Consider the following 20,848-nt stretch of genomic DNA (forward strand, 5'->3'; position numbering starts at 1 on the left):
CTCACAAGCTCCTGTCCACGAGTCGGGGGGTGGGTCGTTCCAGCACGGCGGCGCCGTCGGGTCGGTAGCCCTGGACACCTTCCTCGCCGAGCCCCATGAGGGTCTCTCGGGCCGACCGCAGCCCGAAGGTCAGGAGCTCCCGGTTGGTCTCGGCCAGGGCCTGGATCTCTCGGCTCACCAGGAGGAAGGCGTCCCGGTGGTCGATCATGATCGACTTCCACGGCTCGTCGAGCGACTCGGCGAGCGAGCGCAGGCTCGAGCTGTGGCTCAGACCCAGCGCTCCGGCCGCCTCGTCCGCGACCACGGAGCGCAGGATCTCGGTCTCGCGCAGGCTCTGGAGCACCGCCTCGACGTCGTCGGCGGCGCGGGCCAGCCATCTCGTGCGGCCAGAGCTCAGCACCAGTCGTTCCACGTCGAGGTGGAACAACAGGGACTCGAGCAGCTCGCGCTCGCGCCAGAGGATCTGAGACAGCTTCTCCACGTCATCACTCCCTTCAGCACGCATGCCTTCTGCTCGTGCTGACGGGACCATCGGCGGCGGCGCCACCCATCTGAGCGGTATGCCCGTGGGTTCGTGCCCCAGAGCCCCGGAGGCCCCATCCTGGGTGGGTAGTCTGTCCGTACTAGTCCTTTCTATCCGTTTTGCTCAAGGGTGGTCTCCGAAGGGGTTAAAACACCCCTAAGGGGGTGTGTCTGCGCATTTCGTCCACCAGAGTGGGCGCGTGCCCCCCACCACGACCTCCCCCACCGCGCCGGCCTCCCCCGACGACCTCGTCACCTCGCACATGCCCCTCGTGGGCCACATCGTCCGCGAGACGATGGGCCGCGTGCCGGCCCACGTCAGCAGGGACGACCTCACCTCCGCCGGCATGCTGGCCCTCGTCCTCGCTGCTCGCGCCTTCGACCCGACCCGCGGCGTCCCCTTCGCCGGCTACGCCGCGACCCGCGTCCGCGGAGCCATCCTCGACGAGCTGCGCCGGGTCGACTGGGCCTCGCGCTCGGTGCGCCGCCGCGCCCGTGACCTCGACGAGACCCGCAACCGGCTCGCCGCCATCCTCGGCCGCATCCCGACCACCGCCGAGGTCGCCTCGGCCCTGAGCGTCCCCATCGAGGACATCAGCCGCAACGAGGGCGACATCGCTCGCGCCTCCGTGCTGTCCCTGGAGGGCACGGAGAACTCCGACGGCCCGGTCCTCGCGTCGACCAGCGCCACCCCGGACCAGGTCGTCGAGCACCTCGAGCTGCTCACCTACCTGATGGAGGCCGTCACCGAGCTGCCCGAGCGCCTGCGCGTGGTCGTCACGGAGTACTTCCTCGCCGAGCGCCCGATGGCCGAGATCGCGGCCGACCTGGGGGTGTCGGAGTCGCGGATCTCGCAGATCCGCGCCGAGGCCCTCGTCCTGCTGCGCACCGCGCTCCAGCGCGAGCTCGACCCCGAGCTGGCCGAGCAGCCGGACGCGAACCCGGGGTGCGCCTCGCGTCGCCGCGAGTCCTACTACGCCTCCGTCGCCGCACGCCACTCCCTGGGTCTGCGCCAGCAGCGCCCGGTCGAGCTCGACGAGACCGCCTGACCTCCTGCGCCGCACCTCACCGCTTCCACCGCAGCACCACCACCGCACCACCCAGAAAAAAAGTCCAGAATGTCCAGCTAAATCCTCAGGTGGCCCACTCCCGGGCCGATGAGACAGGTGGAGCCCACGGACGGGCTCCAGCAGTCACCCACCCTCCAGGAAGGAAGTTCCATCATGGGTCTTCGCATCAACCAGAACATCGACGCCTTCAACGCGTACCGCAACCTGTCGGTCACGCAGGGGCAGATGTCCAAGTCGCTCGAGAAGCTGTCCAGCGGCTTCCGGATCAACCGCGCTGCCGACGACGCCGCCGGCCTCGCGATCTCCGAGGGCCTGCGCTCGCAGGTCGGCGGACTCAAGGTGGGCGTGCGCAACGCCCAGGACGGCATCTCTGTCGCCCAGACCGCTGAAGGCGCGCTCACCGAGGTCCACTCCATGCTCCAGCGCATGAACGACCTCTCGGTGCAGTACAACAACGGCACGCAGAACACCGACTCGAAGGCCGCTCTCGGTGCCGAGTTCGGGGCCCTGCAGACCGAGGTCACGCGGATCACCGACAACGCGAAGTTCAACGGCGTGACGCTCTTCGGCGGCGCGGCGCTGACCTTCCAGGTCGGCTCCGACGCGGCGGACAAGATCGACGTCTCCGCGACCGCGCTCGCGGCCGTCAACACCAGCTCGGCCGTCATCACGGACAGCACCACCATCCAGACGGCGATCACCACCATCTCGGCCCAGCGGGCCGAGCTCGGTGCGGTGCAGAACCGGTTCGAGCACACGATCGCCAGCACCAACGTGGCGATCGAGAACCTGTCCGCGTCGGAGAGCCGGATCCGCGACACCGACATGGCGTCGGAGATGGTGCAGTTCACCCGCTCCAACATCCTGTCGCAGGCCGGTACGGCCATGCTGGCCCAGGCCAACCAGGCGCCCAACGGCGTGCTGCAGCTGCTGCGCGGCTGACCGACCTGATCCCGGTCCGAGGGGAGATCACCTCCCCCCGGGCCGGGATCCGGGCCATTCCGGCCCCCGGCTCCACTCTCTCGGAACAGACTCAGGGGGGACGTCTCGATGGCGACCAGCACCAGCAGCATCAGCGGCCTGTCCAGTGGTCTGGACACCGCCTCGATCATCAGCCAGCTCATGCTCCTCGAGGCCCAGCCCCAGAACCGGCTCAAGACCCAGCTCGGCACCCAGCAGTCGACCGTGCAGGCGCTCCAGTCGCTCAACGCGCAGATCGCCGCCCTCGCGACCCAGGCCACCGACGCAGGCAAGGCGAACGCCTGGAGCCCCCAGCAGGTGACCTCCTCCCTCGCCGGGGTGACGGTCACCTCCACCGGCAGCCCGACCACGCTCGACGTCCACGTCCAGCAGCTGGCGACCGCCACCAAGGTCACCTTCGACCCTGCGTCGGCGACCGACGTCGTCGTCACGGGCTCTCCTGTCGAGCTGACGGTCGGCACCACGACCACCACCCTGTCCACCGGCAGCGGCACCCTCGGCAGCGTCGCGGCCGCCATCAACGCCGGCTCGTACGGTGTGGGCGCGACCGTCGTCAACCTCTCGGACGGCACCCAGCGCCTGAGCCTCCAGTCCACCACCACCGGCGCGGCGAGCACCTTCTCGCTGAGCAACGTCGGTGGGCTCGGCTCGCCGACCACCACCGCCGGTCAGGACGCGACCATCGTCGTCGGCGCCGACACGCTCACCTCGTCGAGCAACACCTTCACCGCGATCTCGGGTCTCGAGCTGACGATCAGCGCGGCCGCCGTCGGCCAGGACGCGCACATCGACGTCGTCGCCGACAAGACCGCCGCCGCTGCCAAGGCGAAGTCGCTCGTCGACAACATCAACGCCGCCCTCACCCAGATCGACACCCTGACGTCCTACAACCCCACGACCAAGACCCAGGGGCTGCTGTCCAGTGACGCGGCCGCCGGGTCCCTGCGGGGCGCCCTGTTCGCTGCGGTGTTCCCCACCGACGGCACCAGCCTCTCGTCCGTCGGGATCCAGTCCGACCGCTACGGCAAGCTCGTCTTCGACGCCGGCGCGTTCTCGGCCGCCTACGCCGCCGACCCGGGCAAGGTCACCAGCGCCCTCAGCGGAGGCTCCGGTTTCGTCGACCGGATCGGAGCGGTGGCCAAGGCCGCCAGCGACAGCATCAGCGGTTCCCTCACCGGGGCGATCAGCGGGCACAACGTCGAGATCCAGCGCACCCAGGACTCCATCGCCGACTGGGACGTGCGGCTCGCCCTGCGGCAGTCGACCCTCACCCAGCAGTACACCAACCTCGAGACCACCCTGAACCAGCTCAACAGCCAGTCCAGCTGGCTCGCCGGTCAGCTCGGCGCCCTGAGCACGTCGAAGTGACCACGGAAGCCACGGAGGGAACCCGATGACCCACAGCACCGCCCGAGCCGCCTACGTGAGCGCCTCCGTGACGACGGCCAGCCCCCAGACCCTGCTGGTGATGCTCTGCGAACGACTGGTCCTCGACCTGCAGCGAGCGGTAGCCAGCCAGCAGACGAGAGAGCACCTGCAGACCCACCAGCACCTCGTGCACGCGCAGGCCATCGTGTCGGAGCTGCGCAGCAGCCTCGACCCCGACGGGTTCCGCGGTGGGCACCAGCTGGCTGCCCTCTACGACTACCTTCTCCAGCGGCTGGTGCAGGCGAACGTGTCGAAGGACGCCGCCCCGATGCTGGAGTGCCTCACCCTGTCGACCCAGATCGCCCAGACCTGGCGCGAGGCTGCGCTCATCGTGGCCTCGCACACGATGGAAGCAAGGAGCGCATGACCACCATCGACTCCGCGCGCGCCTGGGAGGTCGAGCTCGACCGCCTCGAACGGGCCGTGCTCGGCATCGAGCGCCGGCTGCAGGACGCCTTCCCCGTCGAGCTCGACGAGTGGGTGCCCCCCTCCCCCGAGGTCCCGCTGCCGGCCCAGCTGCTGCCCCGGGCCCGGGCCATCCACGACCGCCAGGTGCGGGCCATGGGCGACATCGCCCGCGCCATGCAGCGCACCGGCCGGCAGCGCGACTTCGCCCAGCGCATCGCCGACGCCACGGCCTCGCCGCGCGCCTGCGCGACGTACATCGATCAGTCGGCCTGACCTTTTCATCCGATTTAGTGTGCTTTACCTCAGGTCGTCAGCGCTGATGCCGATGAGACCCGTGAGCACGGACTGCTCCCCCCCTCCGCCGATGGACCGGCACCCACTCCTTCCCCACGGAGATCCGTCGTGTCCATGGCCGTTACCGACGCCGTCAGCCGCGTTCTCTCCTCGGCGCTCGATGGCGTCTCCCTGCGTCAGAGCGTGATCGCCGACAACATCGCCAACGTCGACACCCCGCACTTCACCGCGAGCGCGGTCGACTTCGAGAGCGCCCTGCGCTCCGCCGTCGCGGACGGCAGCATGGCGGCCGGACAGGGCGGGGTGGCCGCGAGCCGCAGTGCCGAGAGCACCCCCGTGGGCGCCAACGGCAACAACGTCGACCTGCGCAAGGAGACGCTCGCCGGCGTCCAGGCGCAGTACCAGTACCAGATCCTCAGCCGTGCGGTCAGCGACCGCTACGAGCGCATCCACGAGTCGCTGAGCGGCGCCTGATGGCGGCCTTCGACATGCTGCGCATCGCCGGGTCGAGCCTGGCCGTGCACCAGACCTGGCTCGACGCCCTGGCCAACAACATCGCGAACGTCAACACGATCAAGCCGACCTCGCAGAGCGCCTTCCAGGCCCAGATGATCAACGCGACCGCGCTGCCCCAGGGTGGGGTCGCCGTCGGCGGCATCGCCCTCAGCTCGGCCCAGGGCCGCCTGGAGTACGCCCCCGAGAACCCCCTCGCCGACGCCGGCGGCTACGTCCGCGCGCCGGACGTCGACATGGCCAGCCAGATGAGCCAGCTGATCATGGCCCAGCGCGGGTTCCAGGCCTCGGTCCAGGTCACGAAGAACGCCCAGGACACCTACTCCTCCGCCCTCGAGATCGGACGCCGCGCATGAGCGACCTCGGCATCTCCGGCGTCACGGCCGTCGGGACCGGCGGCTTCACGCCGTACGTCCCCCCGGTCGTCGGCCCGGAGACCCCCACCATCGGCAGCGGCGAGGGCACCTCGTCCGTCACCGCCCCCCGTGGCGAGTTCGGCAACCTGCTCACCGACGGTCTCGACCGCCTGCAGGGGGTGCAGAGCGCCAGCGACAACCTCGCCGTCAAGGCGGCGACGGGTGACCTCACGGCGATCCACCAGTACACGATCGCGGCCACCGAGGCCTCCGTCACGACCCAGCTGACGGTCGCCCTGCGCAACAAGGCGCTCGAGTCCTTCAACGAGATCATGCGGATGCCGGTCGGATGAAGGAGTCACTGCTGCGGACCGCTCGCAGCTACCAGCGGACCTTCCTCGGCTTCACCGCAGGGCAGAAGGCCGTGGCCCTCGTGGGCACCGCCGCTCTGCTCCTCGGGGCCGTGCTGGTCTACCACTGGGTGTCGGCACCGGCCTACGCCCCGCTGTTCTCCAACCTGTCCGCCAAGGACGCCGCCGCGGTGGTCACCAAGCTCGACAGCCAGGGGACGCCCTACCAGCTCACCAACGGCGGCGGGACGGTCCTGGTGCCCGCGGACGACGTCTACAAGAACCGCATCGCGCTCTCGGGCGACGGTCTGCCGAGCGGCAGCGACGGTGGCTACTCGCTGCTCGACAACCAGAGCCTGTCGACCTCCGACTTCCAGCAGCAGGTCAGCTACAAGCGGGCCATGGAGGGCGAGCTGTCCAAGACCCTCGCGTCGATGGACGGGGTGTCGTCGGCCGTCGTGCACCTGGCCCTGCCCAACAAGCAGGTCTTCTCGGACACCCAGGACCCCACCACCGCCTCGGTCCTGCTCGACATCAAGCCCGGGGTGAGCCTGGGCACCAACCAGGTGCAGGCCGTGGTCCACCTCGTCGCCTCGAGCGTCGACGGGCTCGACCCGGCCAAGGTCACCGTCGCCGACCAGTCCGGCAAGATGCTCTCCAGCCCCGGCGACGGGACCGGCGGGGCCCTGGCGGCCAGCACCCGCGACGAGCAGGTCTCCGCCTTCCAGAACCAGGAGGTCGCCCGCATCCAGGCGATCATCGACCGGGTGGTGGGCGCCGGCAACGGCACCGTGCAGGTGACGGCCGACCTCAACTTCGACCAGGCCAAGACCAGCTCGAAGACCTACCGGCGGGCCGACCCCAAGGGCCTGACCTCCTCGTCCACCGTCAACAGCGAGAAGTACACGGGTCCGGCGAGCGGCACCTCGGCCAGTGGTGTCGTCGGCCCCGACGGCCAGCTCACCCCGGCCACCGGCTCGGCGACGAGCGGGAGCTCGAGCTACACCAAGAGCTCCGCCACCTCGGACGAGGCGCTCAACTGGACCACGGAGGACCGCAACCTCGCCCCGGGGGGCATCAACTCCCTGCACGTCGGCGTGGTCCTCGACAAGGCCGCCTCCGCCAAGATCGACCCGGCGGTGCTGCAGGCCACCATCGCCTCCGCGATCGGCTTCGACGCCAAGCGGGGCGACACGATGAACGTCTCGGCCCTGCCCTTCGACCGGACCGCCGAGACCGCTGCCGCCGCTGCGCTCAAGGCTCAGGCCTCGATCGACCAGCAGGACCAGATGATGGGCTACGCCAAGAGCGCCATCCCCGTGATCATCCTGCTGCTGGCCGTCCTGATCGCCTGGCTGCGGGGACGCAAGAAGGCGAAGCAGCGGGCCGAGGCCACCGAGTACCTGGTGGAGCAGCTGCGCGACGGTGCCGCGGCGCGGGGCTTCGCCCCGCCTGCGGCCCTGGGCCCGGCCGCGACGCTGCTCGGCCTCGAAGGCCCGTCCGAGGACGACGCCATCCGTGACGAGCTCGCCGCCCTGGTGGACAACCAGCCCGAGGACGTGGCCACGCTGCTGCGCGGCTGGCTCGTCGAGGGACCGTCATGAGCACCGCCGTCGCCACCATGGGGGTGCGAAAGGCGGCCGTGCTGCTCATCCAGATGGGTCGCGAGCGCGCCGCCACCGTGCTCGCCCTCCTGCCCGACAGCGAGGTCGAGGCGATCTCGTCCGAGGTCGCCAGGCTCGAGTCGATCGATGCGGCCGAGAGCAGCAAGGTGCTCAGCGAGTTCCGCGACATGATGACCGCCCGGGCCCACATCGCCCAGGGCGGCATGCAGCTGGCGCAGGACATGCTGCGGCAGTCGCTGGGTGAGGACCGGGCGGCCGAGATCATGGCCCGGCTCAAGGCCTCGTCGGTCAAGATGCCGTTCCAGCTGCTGCAGGGCATCGACCCGGCCCAGCTGCTGTCGTTCATCGTCGACGAGCACCCACAGGTGATCGCCCTGGTCATCGCGCACCTCAGCCCCGACCGCGCCTCCATGCTGCTCTCGGGCCTGGCGCCCGACCAGCAGGCCCAGGTGGCGCACCGCATCGCGGTGATGGACCAGACCTCGCCCGACCTCATCCGGGCGGTCGAGGCCACGCTGGAGCGCAAGCTCTCGTCCGTGCTCCAGCCGACCGAGATGTCCCGCGTCGGCGGCGTCGACCCCCTGGTCAGCATCATCAACCGCTCCGACCGGTCCACCGAGCGCCAGATCGTGGAAGGCCTCGAGGCCCTCGACGCGGCGCTCGCCGACGAGGTCAAGAGCCGGATGTTCATGTTCGAGGACATCGTCACCATCGACGACCGCTCGGTGCAGCTGGTGCTGCGCGAGGTCGACATGAACAACCTGGCCATGGCCCTCAAGGGCGTCACGGAAGAGGTGCGCGGGAAGATCACCGGCAACCTCTCCGAGCGGGCCGGCGAGAACCTCCTCGAGGAGGTCGAGCTGCTCGGCGCGGTGCGCACGGCCCAGGTCGAGGAAGCCCAGCAGGCCATCATCCGCACCATCCGCTCGCTGGAGGAGAAGGGGCAGCTGCTGCTCCGGAGAGGGAACGACGATGACTTCGTCACCTGAGACCCGGGTCCTGCGGGACGTGGCCACCACCGCCCTCTTCACCCCGGACCTGCGCCAGGGCACGTGGACGCGCCTCGGCGGCGACCACGTGCGGGGCGACCTCGGCACCGAGACCGTCCTCGACGAGCTGGCGACGCGCGCCCGCACCTCGGCCCGCTCCCAGGGCTACGCCGTGGGGTGGTCGGAGGGTCGACGCGCCGCGGCCGAGCGCGCGGCCGAGGCCGAGCGCGAGGCCACCGCGGCCCGGGCGCGGGCCACGGCCCGGCACCAGGACGAGCACGAGCTCGCGATGAGCGCGCTGCGTCAGGCGGCCGCCCGACTGGACGCAGCCACGTCGGCGGCCTGCACGGCCGTCGAGCAGCAGGCCAGCGAGCTGGCCTGTGCCGTGGCCGAAGAGCTGGTGGGGCACGCACTGCTCGGCGAGACCGACGAGGACGTCGTCCGACGGGCGGTCCGCGTGCTCCCCGAGGGAGAGCGCGCACGGCTGCGCCTGCACCCGTCCGTAGCCGCCTCGGTGCCGGCCGCCGACCTGCGCGCCCTGGGGGTCGTCGTCGTGGCCGACTCGTCGGTGGCCCGCGAGGCCTCGGTGGTCGAGCTCGACGACCGCCTCGTGTCCATCGACGTCGTCGCTGCCCTGCAGCGCCTGCGAGAGGTGCTGCGATGAGCGTGCTCACGTCGAGCCTGGCGTCCCGCGCCCTGGGCGCGGTGCGCCCGCTCCCCCTCGGCCGGGTCGTCGAGCTGCTCGGGCTCCAGGTGCGGGTGAGCGGCCTCGACGCCGCCGTCGGTGACCTCGTCGAGATCGACGGTCAGCCCGCGGTGCTGGCGGAGGTGGTGGCCAGTGGGCCCCGCGGGCTGGTCTGCCTCCCACTGGGCTCGACGACCGGGCTCACCACGGGGTCGAACGTGCGCACGGCCGGCGGCCCCCTGCGGATCCGCGTCGGCGAGCAGCTGCGGGGTCGGGTGCTCGACGGGCTCGGCCGACCGATCGACGGTGGCCCGCCCCTGACGTCACTCGCCCTCGCCGCCGTCGAGCACCCCGCGCCCGGGGCCCTCGAGCGGCCGCGCATCGACACCCAGATCGGTCTCGGCGTGCGCGCGCTCGACGCGCTGACCCCGTGCGGCCGCGGCCAGCGCGTCGGCATCATGGCCGGCTCCGGTGTGGGCAAGTCGAGCCTGCTGTCGATGGTCGCCCGCAACACCGACGCCGAGATCTCGGTGATCGCCCTCGTGGGCGAGCGGGGCCGCGAGGTGCGCGAGTTCATCGAGCAGGACCTCGGCCCCGAGGGCCTCGCGCGGTCGGTCGTCGTCGTGGCCACGTCGGACGCGCCTCCGGTCGAGCGGCTGCGCGCCGCCTTCGTGGCCACCCGCATCGCCGAGTGGTTCCGCGACAGCGGCCGCGACGTCGTGCTGATGATGGACAGCCTCACCCGGGTCGCCATGGCGCAGCGCGAGATCGGGCTCTCGGCCGGCGAGCCGCCTGCCACCCGCGGCTATCCCCCCAGTGTCTTCTCCCTGCTGCCCCGGCTGCTCGAGCGGGCGGGGACCACCGAGCGAGGCAGCATCACCGGGCTCTACACGGTGCTCGTCGAGGGCGACGACATGCAGGACCCCATCGCCGACACCACACGCTCCATCCTCGACGGTCACGTCGTCCTCACCCGTCGGCTCGCGACCGGCGGCCACTTCCCGGCCGTCGACGTGCTCGAGTCGGTGTCACGGGTCACGAACGCGGTCACCACGCCGGAGCAGCGGCAGGACGCCATCCGTCTGCGGCGTCTGCTCGCCGCCCACCGCAACGTGCGCGAGCTCGTCGAGATCGGCGCCTACGTCTCCGGCGCCGACCCCGACGCCGACCTCGCCCTCGCCCTCATGCCCCGCATCCAGGACTTCCTCCGCCAGTCCATGGACGAGCCGAGCCCGCTCGGCACGACCTGGACCCGACTCCACGAGCTGATGCCCACATGACCTCCCCCGCCCCCCGCCCCGCCGGGTCGCCCGGCCTCGATGCCGTCGCCCGGGTGCGCTCGATCCGCGAGAAGGACAGCCTCTTCGGTCTGCACAGCGCCCTCACCGACGCCCGTCGCGACCAGGAGCGCCTGGTCTCGCTCGACAGCCGTCTCGACTCACCCACGGCGGCCCCCGCCGCGCAGGGCCAGGACGCCGCGAGCTTCCTCGCGGCTCGCAGCGCGATGCTGGTGGTCGGCACCGCCGTCGCCGCCGCCCAGGGCCAGCTCGACACCACGGAGGCGGTCGCCCTCGCGGCTCGAGGCCAGTGGCAGCACGACAAGACCCAGCTCGAGGCCATCTCCCTGCTCATGGAACGGCGCGCCGTCGAGCTGCGCGACGAGGACCGCCGCCGCGAGGCCCGCGATCTCGACGAGATCGCCGGGCAGCGCTGGGCACGGTACGGGGACACGCGATGAGCATCGCCGACGTCACCTCCCGCATCGGCGAGCTGCAGTCGCAGCTGGCCGCCCTCGCGCCGAGCGCACCCACGGCCGGCCCTAGCGCCGCCTTCACCGCGGCCCTCGGCCAGGCGAGCGCGACGGCCTCTCCTCGCCCCACGGCATCCGGCGCCGCCTCCGTGACCACCGACGCGCTCGCGACCGCAGCCGGTCAGGGCGTGACCACGGGGACGAGCACCGGCGGCACCAGCGCCACCAGCGGCTCGGTGAGCGGCGCGGACGTCGTGACCGACGCGCGCAAGTACCTCGGTGTCCCCTACGTCTGGGGCGGCACCGACCCGCACACCGGGCTGGACTGCTCGGGGTTGCTGCAGCGGGTCTACAAGGACCTCGGCTACGACCTGCCCCGCGTGTCCTGGGACCAGGCCAAGGCCGGCACCGCCGTCAGCAGCATGGCGCAGGCCCGCCCGGGCGACGTGCTGGGCTTCGGCTCACCGGCCCACCACGTGGGCATCTACATCGGCGGGGGTCAGATGATCGAAGCGCCCCGCCCGGGCAAGGACGTGCGCATCGGCCCGGTCTACGAGACCCCCACGGCCATCCGCCGGATCATCGCCGCCCCCGCCGCCGGTCTGGGCACGGTCGCCCCCAGCGGGGCGACCGGGGCACTGGTCGGGGCTGACGTGCCCTACGCCGGTCTCTTCAACGCCGCCAGCCGCAAGTACGGCATCAGCGCCCCGCTGCTGGCTGCTGTCGCCCGGCAGGAGTCCGGGTTCTCACCCACCGCCGTCAGCGGCGCGGGGGCACGCGGCCTGATGCAGCTGATGCCCGCCACGGCTGCCGGCCTCGGTGTGACCGACCCCTTCGACCCCGCCCAGTCGGTCGACGGTGCAGCGCGCATGCTGCACGGGCTCATCACCAGCTTCGGTCGCACCGACCTCGCGCTCGCCGCCTACAACGCGGGCCCGGGCGCCGTCCGCAAGTACAACGGCATCCCGCCCTATCCCGAGACGCAGAGCTACGTGCGCAACGTCATGTCCATGGCAGGAGCCACGTGATGCCCACCCTCCCCCCGGTCCTCTCCGGCGCCCGCCCGTCCGCCTCCGAGATCGCCACCCTGGGGCGTCCCGGCCCCACCCGCGCCACGCGCGCCGACGCCGTCTCCGCTCCCGACACCCACTTCGCCGACCTCATGGAGCGCGAGCTGACCAGCAGCCGGAACGGCTCGCCCGCCCCGCCCGACGCTTCGGACGCACCCGACGCACCCGACGCAGCCGCTGCGACCGACCGGGCGCTCGTGATGCCGGAGCGTGCCACGACACCCGGCACCACGACACCCGGCACCGCGGCGCCCACGCACCGCAGGTCGGTCGCCCCCGTTCGGGCCGAGCCCGTCCCGGGAACGTCCGGCGACCGCCAGGAGGACGCCGCCGGCGCACCCGCTGGTCCCCCCGTCGCTGGCGCGGGCGCCGGTGCGACCAGCCCCCTGGCGGCAGGGCTGCAGGCCGTCACCGCCGCGGCCGCGCAGGTCACCCCCGTGGCCACCGCGCCGGTGACGGCAGGTCAGGCACAGGCCAGTCCGACGACGACGCGGGACCAGGCCCCCGGCGGCGTCCCCACGCTCACCGGAGTCGGCCCCGGCCGACAGGCCGCGTCGCCCGCCGCGGTGGTCCCAGCTGCGACCACGGCGGGCGACACGACCTCCGCGACCCCTCCCTCGGCCACCCCAGCCACCGTGACGGCCGCTCCCGCAGCCACCCCCCGGGGGGCGGTGGTCGGCACCGGCCGCGCCACAGCCACGGACGCCGTAGCGACGGCGGCGACCAAGGGATCCGACCGCCGACAGCCGGCCGTCCCGGGATCGGCGGCACCCGCCGCCCGGGTCACGACAGGACGACCCGCGGCGACCACCACCGGCCCTGCGCCCGATGGCGGCGCGCTCGTCGCGGCGCTTGCGGCCACTGTCTCGGGACTCGTCCCCACCCTGCCCGGCGGGACGGCCAGCGCCACGGCTCCCTCCCTCCAGAGGCTCGGCCTCACGCCGGCGCCGGCCGCCGCGGCGGTCGTCACGGAGCGGACCTCCACGGACCGTGCCGAGCGCACTCCGCGCCTCGACCCCGCCTCACCCGCTGTCACCCGCATCGACCCTGCGGTGCCGACCGTCGGCCTGTCGACGCCCGCGGCCGTGCCCACCGGGCCCACCGGGCCCACCGTCGCCCCGAGCGCGGCCCCACGCGGCCCGGACCTCAGCTCGGCCCACCACGTCGTCGCGACCCAGGTGCTGCCGGAGGTCGCCCGCCTGGTCGGGTCGGGCGAAGGAGTGCACCGGCTCGTCCTGCAGCTCAACCCCCGCGCGCTCGGTGAGGTGCGCGTCGTGCTGACCCTCCGTCAGGGCGACGTGCACGTGCGCTTCGCCGCCGGCGACCAGGCGAGGGCGGCCCTGCTGTCCTCCTCGTCCGACCTGCACCGCCTCCTCGAGCAGGCCGGCGCCCAGTCCGCCCGCGTCGACGTCCGGGACCCGTCGGGAAACCCGACCGGCTCGTCCTCGTCGTGGTCGTCGCCGACCGCCCAGAACAGCACGGCGTCCGACGGCGCAGGCGGGTTCACCCCCGGTGGCCAGGCCACCACAGACCACCACCACCCAGGGACGGGTGGCGGACCGATCGCCATGGATGGCATCGACAGCAGGGACCGGACCGTACGAGGAGCCAGCAGGCACCTCGGGGGTCACCCGATCGACCGCGCCCGCACCTCGGGCGTGGACCTGACGATGTAGAGGGGATGAGATGACCGTCAATGCCGTGACCGCCGCGTCCGCGGGCATGTTCGGTGATCCGGTCGGTGCCATCGACAGCACCGGCTCCACCAGCACCACCAAACCCAGTGACAAGGACACGTTCCTCCAGCTGCTCGTGGCGCAGCTGCGCTACCAGGACCCGAGCAACCCGACCGACTCGAGCCAGTTCCTGTCCCAGTCGGCCCAGTTCACCGCCCTGGAGAAGATGCAGTCGGTGGCCGACCAGACCAAGGCGCTGCTCAGTGCGTCGATGGCCTTCGGCGCCAGCGGGCTCGTCGGCCGCAGCGTCTCCTGGACCGACCCGACCGGTGCCTCCGCGACCGGCACGGTCGACGGGGTCTCGTTTCAGAGCCAGGGACCGATGCTCGTCATCGGCACCAAGACGGTCTCGATGGGCGAGGTCACCTCGATCAACGGCACCACGCCGGCCACACCGGCCACGCCGACCGCACCGGCGACCCCCGTCGCCTGACGGGTCGCCTCCCCACCGCACCACCCCGACCGACCTTCCTGCACGACCCCCACACGGCGAGCGCCCCGCGCGTCTCGCCGCCACGAGAGGAACCCCCACACCATGCTTCGCTCACTCTTCGCCGGTATCAGCGGCCTGCGCGCCAACCAGACGATGCTCGACGTCACCGGCAACAACATCGCCAACGCGAACACGCTCGGCTTCAAGTCGAGCAGCACCGTCTTCCAGGACACCCTCAGCCAGATGCTGACGGCGTCGTCCGGAGCCAACACCATCCGTGGCGGCACCAACGCCATCCAGATCGGCCTCGGTGTGCAGGTGGGCGCCACCAGCACCAACTTCAACCAGGGCTCGACCCAGTCGACCGGCCGTCTCACCGACCTGATGATCTCGGGCGACGGCATGTTCGTGGTCCAGAAGGGCACCGAGCAGCAGTACACCCGCGCCGGGTCGTTCACCTTCGACAACAACGGCACCCTCGTCACCCCCACCGGCTCCCGGGTGCAGGGCTACAACCTCGACACCGCGGGCCTGCCGACCGGCGGTCTGGTCGACGTGTCCCTCGACACGACGAACGCCCAGCCGGCCGTGCCCGCCGGGGTCACGATGTCGTCGTACAGCATCGGCGCGGACGGCAAGGTGCGAGGCCTCTTCTCCGACAACGTCCAGCGTGACCTGTGCCAGGTCGCCATGGCCGACTTCACCAACCCGATGGGTCTGGAGAAGGTCGGCGAGACCACCTTCCGCGCGTCCGCCAACTCCGGTGCCCCGCAGATCGGCACCGTCGGCACGGGACGTCTGGGCACCATCAACGGGGGTGCGGTGGAGATGTCGAACGTCGACCTGGCCGCCGAGTTCACCAACCTGATCCTGGCCCAGCGTGGCTTCCAGGCCAGCTCGAAGGTCATCACGACGTCTGACCAGGTGCTCGAGGAGCTCGTCAACATCAAGCGCTGATCTTGGCGCGGCCGATCCGTGGCGATCACTCAGGTCCGCCGGTCAGGGGCCGATGGACAGGGTGAGCGGCCACGGACGGCCGCGCACACCAGCACTAGGAAGGTGCGACATGATTACGCTCACCCGGATTTCAGGCTCCGTGTTCGTGTTGAACGCCGACCTGATCGAACGCATCGACTCGACGCCGGACACCGTCATCTCGCTCGTCGACGGCAAGAAGTACGTCGTGCTCGAGTCGCCCGAGGCCGTGATGCACGCGATCCGGCTCCTGCGCAGCGACATCCTCGCCATGAGCTGCCGCCCGCAGCAGCTCGACGCCACCGCCTCGCACCCCAGCGCCCGCTCCCACACGCCGCACCTCGCGACGGTGGCGCCTCTGCACGCGGACCGCTGATGGATCCGGCGCCCGCGATCGGCATCGCCGGCGGCTTCGTCGTCGTCGTCGTCGTCAACGTCATGGAGGGCGGAAACCCCATGACGCTGCTGGCCCCGCCAGCACTCATCCTCATCTTCGTGACGAGCATCCTCGTCACCATCGCCGGTGGCACCATGGCCGACGCCAAGAACGCCGGCTCGTCCCTGGTCCGCGCCTTCACCGGGGGCGTCCCTCCCGCGAGCGACCTCGTGCCCACCGTCGTGGCCCTGGCCGAGAAGGCACGCAAGGAGGGTCTGCTGGCACTGGAGGACTCGGCCAAGTCGGTCGAGGACCCGTTCCTGCTCAAGGGCATCACGATGGCCATCGACGGCACCGACCCGGAGGAGCTGCGCGACATCCTCGAGTCGGAGGTCTACGCCAAGCGGGCCGCCGACAGGCAGGGAGCCAAGTTCTGGGCCGACGCCGGCGCCTACGCCCCCACGATCGGCATCATCGGCACCGTCATGGGTCTCGTCCACGTGCTGGAGAACCTCTCCAACCCGGGCAAGCTCGGTCACCTCATCGCCGCCGCCTTCATCGCCACCCTGTGGGGCATCACCTCGGCCAACGTGATCTTCCTCCCGTTGGGCAGCCGTCTGAAGCGGCTCAGCGAGCTCGAGTGCGGACGCATGGAGATCGCCATCGAGGGGATCGCCGCCATCCAGGCCGGCTCCAACCCCCGCATCGTGGCCCAGAAGCTGCGTTCCCTGCTGGCCAACGGCGCCAGCGAGGCCGAGGCGGCCTGACATGTCGAAGCACAAGAAGGGGGGCCATGACGAGGAGCACGAGAACCACGAGCGCTGGCTGGTGAGCTACGCGGACATGATGACGCTGCTCATGGTGCTCTTCGTCGTCATGTTCGCCATGAGCACGGTCGACCAGAGGAAGTTCAACGCGCTCAAGGCCGGCCTGGCCGCCGGTTTCGGGCAGTCGACCAGCGTGCTCAGCGGCTCCAGCTCGATCCTCTCCGAGCCCGGGACCTCGATCGCGGCGCCCATCGCGCCCAACCAGGCCGTCGCCGACCTGCCCCCGGGAGACCAGAAGGAGATCCTCAGCGCGGTCGCGAAGACCCAGCGGCTGGCCGCCGAGCGCAACCAGGCCACCGCCACCGCCGAGACGAAGTCGCTGACCGAGGTGTGGAAGAAGATGGCGGCCACGCTCAACAAGAAGGGCCTGGGGCAGGACGTCCAGGCAGCCATCGACCAGCGCGGCCTCGTGATCAGCCTGGTCTCGCGGCACGTGGTCTTCGAGCCCGACATGCCTGAGCTCTCGCCCCGCGGGCAGGAGATCGTCGCCGCGCTCGCCCCGGTCCTGAGAGCCCTTCCGGAGAAGCTCGAGATCGACGGGCACACCAACCAGGTCAACGTGAAGCCACGCTTCTTCCCGACCGACTGGGAGCTGTCGTCGGCCCGCGCCGTGACGGTCCTCCGCTATCTGAACGAGGCCGCCGGCATCGACAACAGCCGGATGACCGCCGCGGCCTTCGGCCACACCAGGCCGCTGGTGAACCCGGCCACACCCGGGTCCCAGGACGTCAACAAGCGCGTCGACATCGTCGTGCTCACCCTGCTCCCCGCCGAGTCGCAGGCGCTGCTGAAGAAGATCGCCCTCACCGGGGCGACCGCATCCCTCACCCAGACAGGAAGCCACTGATGAGTGTCACCACGATGGCCAAGAAGGACGGCGACGCCGAGGCCGCGGCTCCGAAGAGCAAGAAGATGCTCATCATCATCATCGCGGTCGTCGTGCTGCTGGCGGCCGGTGGTGGTGGCTTCTTCCTCCTGTCGTCGAAGAAGGGCCCGCCGGCCCCGCCCAAGGACGTCGCCGGTGCCGTGGTCCCCCTCGAGCCGATCCAGGTCAACCTCTCCGGCGAGCACTACCTGCGGATCGGCATCTCGCTGCAGATGACCAAGACCGGCGAGGCCGAGGTCGACGGCGGCAAGGCGCTCGACGCCACGATCGCCGTCTTCAGCGGCAAGCCGATCGACGAGGTGAACGAGCCCAAGGCCCGCAAGAAGCTCAAGACCGAGCTGCTGAAAGAGGTGCGCGAGCTCTACGAGAAGACGGTGATGGACATCTACTTCACGGAGTTCGTCACCCAATGACGTCGTTCTCCTCAGGTGTCACCGAGCAGGGACGATCCGTCTCCATGTGACACTCGCACCAGGCGCCCGCAGAGGCACCGGATCCCGCCGCACGGGCATCGCGGTGGCCTACGACTTCCGGCGACCCATCCAGCTCTCGCGCGAGCACTCGCGCATCCTCCAGCTGGCGTTCGACGACTTTGCGCGTCAGGCCACCACGTTGTTCACCTCGTCCCTGCGCACCGTCTGCTCGGTGACCCTCGGGTCCATCGACCAGCGCAGCTACTCCGAGTACATCACCTCTCGCGACAGCCTCACCTACCTGTCGATCTTCACCGCGGACCCGATCCTCGGGCGGTGCATGCTGGAGCTGCCGCTGCCGGCGGCGATGACCTGCGTGGACCACATGCTCGGAGGGCCGGGCTCAGACAAGCAGCCGCAGCGACCCCTGTCCGAGATCGAGGGCGGGGTCATCGGCAAGTTCGTCGTGAGGCTCCTGGGCGAGATGCGCTACTCGCTCGAGGGCACCCTGCGCATCGACCCGGTCGTGACCGGCGTGGAGTACAGCCCGCAGTTCGCCCAGGTGGCGGGGGCGGCCGACGTGATGGTCGTCGTGAGCTTCGATCTCCTGGTCGACAAGCGCACCTACGTCCTGACGCTGTGCCTGCCCTTCAACGGCATCCTCCCCCACCTCGTGGCCGCGGCTGCGCCCGCACCGGTGTCCGACCGTGAGCGGGCCCTGCGGGCCCTGTCCGCCGACACGCTGAGGGCGCAGTTCGAGACCGTCCCGGTCGAGCTGACGATCCGCTTCCGACCGACCCTGGTCTCCCCCGACATGTTCGTCGACCTCAGCCTCGGAGACGTGATCCGGCTCTCGCACCCCGCAGCCGCCCCCCTCGACGTCACTGCTGACGGCACCGCCTTTGCCCACGCCACTCCGGGGACCAAGGGTCCCCGGCTCGCCGCCCTGATCGTGGGCACCTCACAGGAGGCACGATGACCACTGCTCCGAGCACCTCGCTCACCGACCCCTCTCCGGACGAGCTGGCCGGTCACGCCGCGGCCGCCGCTGCGGCGGTGCTCCCCTCAGAGGTGCCGCTCAACGCCAGCAGCCCCCAGCCGGGCTTCGAGGACCTGCTCCCGATGTTCGCGACCGGCGTCGTCGCCCGGGTCACCGGACGAGCGGAGTCGATCGGCGTCCTGGTCGCCGACGACCTGGTCCAGGCACTCTCGTCGAGCCCACTGCCGGGTCTGGACATCGCCGCTGCCGTGCAGCCCGCCCTCGATGCGGCCGCAGCCGCCCTCGGCTGCTCGGCCGAGCCTGCTCAGCAGGTGGCGCTCGACCAGGTCGGCCCGCAGATGGGCGGCGAGGTCATCGCGGTCCCCCTGATCGGAGCCGGTTTCTCGGGGTGCGTGCTGTTCACCCCCGGGGTCCTCGCGTCCGTCGCGGCCGAGCCCCCCACCAGCTCCTCCTTCGCCCCCGACCCGTCACTGCCCGCACCAGGCCGAGCGGCTGCCCCGGCGTATCTCTCGGCCCCCGGCCCACGGCGCGGCATCGAGATGCTCCACGGTGTCGACATGGAGCTCACCGTCGAGCTCGGCCGGACCCGCATGGCCGTGCGTGAGCTGCTCTCCCTGGCTCCCGGTGACGTGCTCGAGCTGGACCGAGCGGCCGGGAGCCCGGCCGACCTGCTCGTCAACGGACGCCTGATCGCCCGGGGCGAGGTCGTCGTGGTGGACGAGGACTTCGGCCTGAGGGTCACCGAGATCGTCGACTCGGCTGCGGGCTGACATGGTCGAGCTGGTCACCCGGCTGGTGTTCTCGCTGGCGATCGTCGTCGGACTGCTGATCCTGCTGTCCCGCCTGGCGGGTCGGCGCTTCGGTGGGGGCTCACGCTCCCTCGTCACCGTCCTTCACCGCCAACCACTGAGCCGGTCCACCGCGGTCGCCGTGGTCACCGTCGGCTCACGTGTGCTCGTGCTGGGCACCACCGAGCACCAGGTGAGCCTGCTCGCCGAGCTCTCACCCCAGGACACCCTGCCTCCTGCGGTCGAGACCGACCTCGCCCCCCTCTCGACCTCCCCCGACCTCGACGCGGCCTTCGCCCGCGACCTGCAGGACGCCCTCTCGTCGACCTCCACGCCGAGCCCCGCGCCCCGTGCCGGCTCGGGACGTCTGGGCCAGTCGTTGCTCGCCCCCCAGACCTGGCGGGACACCTTCGCTGCCGCCACGGGACGTGCCCGGTGAACCGCATCCGCCGGATCGGCGCCGTCATCGGTCTCCTGATCGGCCTCCTCGCCGTGCTGGCGCCCACCGCGGCTGCCGCCAGCCCGGTCGCGGCCTCCCTCCCGGCCGCCGCCAGCCGCACCGTCTCGCTCGCCCACGCCACCGCCTGGTCGTCGGTAGACGCTCCGGCGCCGGCCACGAAGTCGGGCGCCACGAGTGGCACCACGAAGAAGAGCACCGCCACCGGACCTTCCGGCCCGGTCGGGCCGAAGGGCTCGACCGCCGACCCCGGCTCGGTCGACGTCAACCTGAGCGGACTGACCGACAAGCCGGGCACCTCGGTGTCGATCATCCTCGCCACCACCCTGCTGTCCCTGCTGCCGGCGCTGCTGCTCACCTGCACGAGCTTCACCAAGATCCTCGTGGTGCTCGGTCTGACCCGCAACGCCCTCGGCCTGCAGCAGACACCACCCAACCAGGTCCTCACCGGCCTGGCGCTGTTCCTCAGCCTGTTCATCATGGGACCGGTGCTGTCCCAGATGAACTCCACCGGACTGCAGCCCTACATGAACGGGACGAAGACGTCGTCGCAGGCGTTCACCGACGGCAGCAAGCCGCTCAAGACCTTCATGCTGGCCCACACCGACAGCTCCGAGCTCAAGCTCCTCACCGACGTCGCCAAGCGCCCGCTGCCCAAGAACCCGGACGAGGTCGAGCTGACGACGCTGATCCCCGCCTTCGTGCTCAGCGAGCTCAAGCAGGCCTTCACCATCGGCTTCGTCATCTTCATCCCCTTCCTGGTCATCGACATCGTGGTCAGCGGGGCCCTCATGGCCCTGGGCATGATGATGATGCCCCCGGTGATGGTGTCGCTGCCCTTCAAGCTGCTGCTCTTCGTGCTGGTGGACGGCTGGGCCCTGGTCATCAAGTCACTCGTGGCGAGCTACACCTAGCC

Annotated in this window: 26 protein-coding genes; 25 read left to right on the forward strand and 1 reads right to left on the reverse strand. The window is 71.1% G+C overall.

Annotation, left to right across the window (positions count from 1 at the left end):
* Nucleotide 1: 1 nt before the first annotated feature.
* A complete protein-coding gene (flgN, locus tag V3N99_01455) occupies nt 2–481 on the reverse strand; it encodes a flagellar export chaperone FlgN (protein MEO3935399.1) in 480 nt (159 codons plus the stop codon).
* Between the two features lie 241 nt (nt 482–722).
* On the opposite strand from flgN, the gene V3N99_01460 reads away from it, so the two are divergent.
* The 25 genes from V3N99_01460 (at nt 723) to fliP (ending at nt 20,846) form a co-directional block, all read left to right on the forward strand.
* Nucleotides 723–1,571, forward strand: coding sequence for a FliA/WhiG family RNA polymerase sigma factor (locus V3N99_01460; protein ID MEO3935400.1), 849 nt, complete (start codon nt 723–725; stop codon nt 1,569–1,571).
* Nucleotides 1,572–1,745: 174 nt separating this feature from the next.
* Nucleotides 1,746–2,534, forward strand: coding sequence for a flagellin (locus V3N99_01465; protein ID MEO3935401.1), 789 nt, complete (start codon nt 1,746–1,748; stop codon nt 2,532–2,534).
* A 108-nt stretch (nt 2,535–2,642) separates the two neighbouring features.
* A complete protein-coding gene (gene fliD, locus V3N99_01470; protein ID MEO3935402.1) occupies nt 2,643–3,941 on the forward strand; it encodes a flagellar filament capping protein FliD in 1,299 nt (432 codons plus the stop codon).
* 25 nt (nt 3,942–3,966) lie between these two features.
* A complete protein-coding gene (gene fliS / locus V3N99_01475) occupies nt 3,967–4,368 on the forward strand; it encodes a flagellar export chaperone FliS (GenBank protein MEO3935403.1) in 402 nt (133 codons plus the stop codon).
* Nucleotides 4,365–4,682: a hypothetical protein gene (locus V3N99_01480; GenBank protein ID MEO3935404.1), complete on the forward strand. Its 318-nt coding sequence runs from the start codon at nt 4,365–4,367 to the stop codon at nt 4,680–4,682. Before fliS ends, V3N99_01480 begins: the two co-directional genes overlap by 4 nt.
* Nucleotides 4,683–4,817: 135 nt before the next feature.
* On the forward strand, nt 4,818–5,177 hold the full coding sequence (gene flgB, locus V3N99_01485) for a flagellar basal body rod protein FlgB (GenBank protein ID MEO3935405.1): 360 nt from the start codon (nt 4,818–4,820) through the stop codon (nt 5,175–5,177).
* Entirely contained in the window at nt 5,177–5,572 is a 396-nt protein-coding gene (locus V3N99_01490; protein ID MEO3935406.1) for a flagellar basal body rod C-terminal domain-containing protein, read from the forward strand. Before flgB ends, V3N99_01490 begins: the two co-directional genes overlap by 1 nt.
* On the forward strand, nt 5,569–5,925 hold the full coding sequence (gene fliE, locus V3N99_01495; protein ID MEO3935407.1) for a flagellar hook-basal body complex protein FliE: 357 nt from the start codon (nt 5,569–5,571) through the stop codon (nt 5,923–5,925). The genes V3N99_01490 and fliE overlap by 4 nt, the downstream gene beginning before the upstream one ends.
* The gene (gene fliF, locus V3N99_01500) at nt 5,922–7,526 is read left to right on the forward strand and encodes a flagellar basal-body MS-ring/collar protein FliF (protein MEO3935408.1); all 1,605 of its coding nucleotides are present in this window, start codon (nt 5,922–5,924) and stop codon (nt 7,524–7,526) included. Before fliE ends, fliF begins: the two co-directional genes overlap by 4 nt.
* Nucleotides 7,523–8,536 carry a flagellar motor switch protein FliG gene (fliG, locus tag V3N99_01505; GenBank protein MEO3935409.1) on the forward strand — a complete coding sequence of 338 codons (1,014 nt, stop codon included), beginning with the start codon at nt 7,523–7,525 and terminating at the stop codon, nt 8,534–8,536. The genes fliF and fliG overlap by 4 nt, the downstream gene beginning before the upstream one ends.
* Entirely contained in the window at nt 8,520–9,200 is a 681-nt protein-coding gene (locus V3N99_01510) for a hypothetical protein (protein MEO3935410.1), read from the forward strand. The genes fliG and V3N99_01510 overlap by 17 nt, the downstream gene beginning before the upstream one ends.
* Entirely contained in the window at nt 9,197–10,501 is a 1,305-nt protein-coding gene (locus tag V3N99_01515) for a FliI/YscN family ATPase (GenBank protein MEO3935411.1), read from the forward strand. The genes V3N99_01510 and V3N99_01515 overlap by 4 nt, the downstream gene beginning before the upstream one ends.
* Nucleotides 10,498–10,959: a flagellar FliJ family protein gene (locus V3N99_01520; GenBank protein ID MEO3935412.1), complete on the forward strand. Its 462-nt coding sequence runs from the start codon at nt 10,498–10,500 to the stop codon at nt 10,957–10,959. Before V3N99_01515 ends, V3N99_01520 begins: the two co-directional genes overlap by 4 nt.
* Nucleotides 10,956–11,999, forward strand: a complete 1,044-nt coding sequence (locus tag V3N99_01525; GenBank protein ID MEO3935413.1) for a transglycosylase SLT domain-containing protein — start codon at nt 10,956–10,958, stop codon at nt 11,997–11,999. Before V3N99_01520 ends, V3N99_01525 begins: the two co-directional genes overlap by 4 nt.
* Nucleotides 11,999–13,717 (forward strand): flagellar hook-length control protein FliK, encoded by a 1,719-nt coding sequence (locus V3N99_01530; GenBank protein ID MEO3935414.1) that lies wholly within the window; start codon nt 11,999–12,001, stop codon nt 13,715–13,717. Before V3N99_01525 ends, V3N99_01530 begins: the two co-directional genes overlap by 1 nt.
* Nucleotides 13,718–13,727: 10 nt before the next feature.
* Nucleotides 13,728–14,210, forward strand: coding sequence for a flagellar hook capping FlgD N-terminal domain-containing protein (locus V3N99_01535; protein ID MEO3935415.1), 483 nt, complete (start codon nt 13,728–13,730; stop codon nt 14,208–14,210).
* A gap of 102 nt (nt 14,211–14,312) precedes the next feature.
* Nucleotides 14,313–15,167 (forward strand): flagellar hook-basal body complex protein, encoded by an 855-nt coding sequence (locus V3N99_01540; GenBank protein MEO3935416.1) that lies wholly within the window; start codon nt 14,313–14,315, stop codon nt 15,165–15,167.
* A 109-nt stretch (nt 15,168–15,276) separates the two neighbouring features.
* A complete protein-coding gene (locus tag V3N99_01545; GenBank protein MEO3935417.1) occupies nt 15,277–15,561 on the forward strand; it encodes a flagellar FlbD family protein in 285 nt (94 codons plus the stop codon).
* A complete protein-coding gene (locus V3N99_01550; GenBank protein ID MEO3935418.1) occupies nt 15,561–16,328 on the forward strand; it encodes a MotA/TolQ/ExbB proton channel family protein in 768 nt (255 codons plus the stop codon). Before V3N99_01545 ends, V3N99_01550 begins: the two co-directional genes overlap by 1 nt.
* Nucleotide 16,329: 1 nt before the next feature.
* Nucleotides 16,330–17,235 (forward strand): flagellar motor protein MotB, encoded by a 906-nt coding sequence (locus V3N99_01555; protein MEO3935419.1) that lies wholly within the window; start codon nt 16,330–16,332, stop codon nt 17,233–17,235.
* On the forward strand, nt 17,235–17,687 hold the full coding sequence (locus tag V3N99_01560; protein MEO3935420.1) for a flagellar basal body-associated FliL family protein: 453 nt from the start codon (nt 17,235–17,237) through the stop codon (nt 17,685–17,687). Before V3N99_01555 ends, V3N99_01560 begins: the two co-directional genes overlap by 1 nt.
* 46 nt (nt 17,688–17,733) lie before the next feature.
* The gene (locus V3N99_01565) at nt 17,734–18,666 is read left to right on the forward strand and encodes a flagellar motor switch protein FliM (GenBank protein ID MEO3935421.1); all 933 of its coding nucleotides are present in this window, start codon (nt 17,734–17,736) and stop codon (nt 18,664–18,666) included.
* Nucleotides 18,663–19,457: a flagellar motor switch protein FliN gene (gene fliN, locus V3N99_01570; protein ID MEO3935422.1), complete on the forward strand. Its 795-nt coding sequence runs from the start codon at nt 18,663–18,665 to the stop codon at nt 19,455–19,457. Before V3N99_01565 ends, fliN begins: the two co-directional genes overlap by 4 nt.
* 1 nt (nt 19,458) lies before the next feature.
* Nucleotides 19,459–19,914, forward strand: coding sequence for a flagellar biosynthetic protein FliO (locus tag V3N99_01575; GenBank protein ID MEO3935423.1), 456 nt, complete (start codon nt 19,459–19,461; stop codon nt 19,912–19,914).
* The gene (fliP, locus tag V3N99_01580) at nt 19,911–20,846 is read left to right on the forward strand and encodes a flagellar type III secretion system pore protein FliP (protein MEO3935424.1); all 936 of its coding nucleotides are present in this window, start codon (nt 19,911–19,913) and stop codon (nt 20,844–20,846) included. The genes V3N99_01575 and fliP overlap by 4 nt, the downstream gene beginning before the upstream one ends.
* Nucleotides 20,847–20,848 lie beyond the last annotated feature (2 nt).

This window comes from Dermatophilaceae bacterium Soc4.6, assembly GCA_039889245.1.
Lineage (GTDB): Bacteria > Actinomycetota > Actinomycetes > Actinomycetales > Dermatophilaceae > Lapillicoccus.

Coding starts and splice junctions, on each gene's coding strand:
- V3N99_01480 (MEO3935404.1), top strand. CDS start 4,365: ATGACCACCATCGACTCCGCGCGCGCCTGGGAGGTCGAGCTCGACCGC.
- V3N99_01520 (MEO3935412.1), top strand. CDS start 10,498: ATGACCTCCCCCGCCCCCCGCCCCGCCGGGTCGCCCGGCCTCGATGCC.
- V3N99_01490 (MEO3935406.1), top strand. CDS start 5,177: ATGGCGGCCTTCGACATGCTGCGCATCGCCGGGTCGAGCCTGGCCGTG.
- fliD (MEO3935402.1), top strand. CDS start 2,643: ATGGCGACCAGCACCAGCAGCATCAGCGGCCTGTCCAGTGGTCTGGAC.
- V3N99_01525 (MEO3935413.1), top strand. CDS start 10,956: ATGAGCATCGCCGACGTCACCTCCCGCATCGGCGAGCTGCAGTCGCAG.
- fliF (MEO3935408.1), top strand. CDS start 5,922: ATGAAGGAGTCACTGCTGCGGACCGCTCGCAGCTACCAGCGGACCTTC.
- fliE (MEO3935407.1), top strand. CDS start 5,569: ATGAGCGACCTCGGCATCTCCGGCGTCACGGCCGTCGGGACCGGCGGC.
- V3N99_01550 (MEO3935418.1), top strand. CDS start 15,561: ATGGATCCGGCGCCCGCGATCGGCATCGCCGGCGGCTTCGTCGTCGTC.
- V3N99_01510 (MEO3935410.1), top strand. CDS start 8,520: ATGACTTCGTCACCTGAGACCCGGGTCCTGCGGGACGTGGCCACCACC.
- V3N99_01465 (MEO3935401.1), top strand. CDS start 1,746: ATGGGTCTTCGCATCAACCAGAACATCGACGCCTTCAACGCGTACCGC.
- V3N99_01515 (MEO3935411.1), top strand. CDS start 9,197: ATGAGCGTGCTCACGTCGAGCCTGGCGTCCCGCGCCCTGGGCGCGGTG.
- V3N99_01555 (MEO3935419.1), top strand. CDS start 16,330: ATGTCGAAGCACAAGAAGGGGGGCCATGACGAGGAGCACGAGAACCAC.
- V3N99_01540 (MEO3935416.1), top strand. CDS start 14,313: ATGCTTCGCTCACTCTTCGCCGGTATCAGCGGCCTGCGCGCCAACCAG.
- fliN (MEO3935422.1), top strand. CDS start 18,663: ATGACCACTGCTCCGAGCACCTCGCTCACCGACCCCTCTCCGGACGAG.
- V3N99_01535 (MEO3935415.1), top strand. CDS start 13,728: ATGACCGTCAATGCCGTGACCGCCGCGTCCGCGGGCATGTTCGGTGAT.
- fliS (MEO3935403.1), top strand. CDS start 3,967: ATGACCCACAGCACCGCCCGAGCCGCCTACGTGAGCGCCTCCGTGACG.
- V3N99_01560 (MEO3935420.1), top strand. CDS start 17,235: ATGAGTGTCACCACGATGGCCAAGAAGGACGGCGACGCCGAGGCCGCG.
- V3N99_01530 (MEO3935414.1), top strand. CDS start 11,999: ATGCCCACCCTCCCCCCGGTCCTCTCCGGCGCCCGCCCGTCCGCCTCC.
- V3N99_01575 (MEO3935423.1), top strand. CDS start 19,459: ATGGTCGAGCTGGTCACCCGGCTGGTGTTCTCGCTGGCGATCGTCGTC.
- flgB (MEO3935405.1), top strand. CDS start 4,818: ATGGCCGTTACCGACGCCGTCAGCCGCGTTCTCTCCTCGGCGCTCGAT.
- fliG (MEO3935409.1), top strand. CDS start 7,523: ATGAGCACCGCCGTCGCCACCATGGGGGTGCGAAAGGCGGCCGTGCTG.
- V3N99_01545 (MEO3935417.1), top strand. CDS start 15,277: ATGATTACGCTCACCCGGATTTCAGGCTCCGTGTTCGTGTTGAACGCC.